The 1,005-nt window shown below is 73.0% G+C and carries 1 protein-coding gene and 1 pseudogene; one reads left to right on the plus strand and one right to left on the minus strand.

Features of this window, described 5'->3' with window-relative positions:
* Positions 1–671, minus strand: a pseudogene (locus I5E_RS18405) (exopolysaccharide production protein); the annotation flags it as partial.
* Between the two features lie 150 nt (positions 672–821).
* On the opposite strand from I5E_RS18405, the gene I5E_RS18410 reads away from it, so the two are divergent.
* Positions 822–1,005 (plus strand): hypothetical protein (locus tag I5E_RS18410; RefSeq protein ID WP_031263150.1); only part of this gene is annotated, 184 nt, incomplete at its 3' end.

Genomic DNA, 1,005 nt, shown 5'->3' on the forward strand with positions numbered 1-1,005 from the left:
GGGATGCCGAGCATCAGCGCGATGACCGCGAGGGCGGTGGAGCCGATCGCGCGCCACATCGTCACCGAGCGGGTGAGGAACTCGACGACGAACGTCACCAGCGCCATCGCCGCGATGAACCCCATGAAGTTGCGGGTGCCGCCGATGCCCTGGATCGGGCCGCCGTAGGCGATGTTCCCCTGGATGCCGAACGCCGGGATCGGGGTGTCGAGGACGAGCCCGGACAGGACCTCGAGCCCGAGCGCGGCGACGAGCAGGATCCGGAAGGCGTCGCCGGACGCCCGGATCACCTGCACCAGGTCGCGACCCAGCGCGAGGTACAGCCCGAGCCCGATGAAGCCGACCGTGCCGACGAGTCCCCGGAGGGCCACCCACGAGTACTCGCTCCACACCACGCTCAGCGCGCAGTACCCGACGAACGCCAGGAGCGACAGGGGGAGCACCCCGTGCCACTCGATCCGGTAGCGCTGCCCGAGCAGGCTCAGGCCCGCGAGGACGAACAATGTGACGAGCACGGCCCACACGCCGGCCCGCCCGACGAGCGCGGTCACGGTGGGCTGCCCGAACGCGAACAGCACGATCACGGTCGCGAGCGCCTGGCTGAACCGCCCGCCCGCCGAGAACCCGATCCACGCCGACAGGTACCGTCGCGCGAGCACGCGTCTGGTCACCCGGCCGTCCGTCACCTCACCATCTTGGCGCATCCGGCCTTGCCGACCGGTGAGCCGACCGGTGGACGGCCCGACACCGCGCACCGGTGCCGTCGCCGGTCGGGCACTCCGGAGGGCGCTCGACCCGTCCCGGCATATCGACGATCCGCGATGTCGGCGTACGATCAGCGCACCATGGCGCGCGGCTGGCGGCGGTTCGGCGCACCGACGGTCGCTGCGGTCGTCGGCGGATCCGCCGCGGCCCTGGCCTGGTGGCGGCTCGGCCCGACCACCCGCGGCACGGTGTGGGCCGAGGACGGCGGCGTGTCCTCCGCGACCGGCTCGCGCTCGGCCC

The organism is Curtobacterium sp. B18 (assembly GCF_000333375.1).
Lineage (GTDB): Bacteria > Actinomycetota > Actinomycetes > Actinomycetales > Microbacteriaceae > Curtobacterium.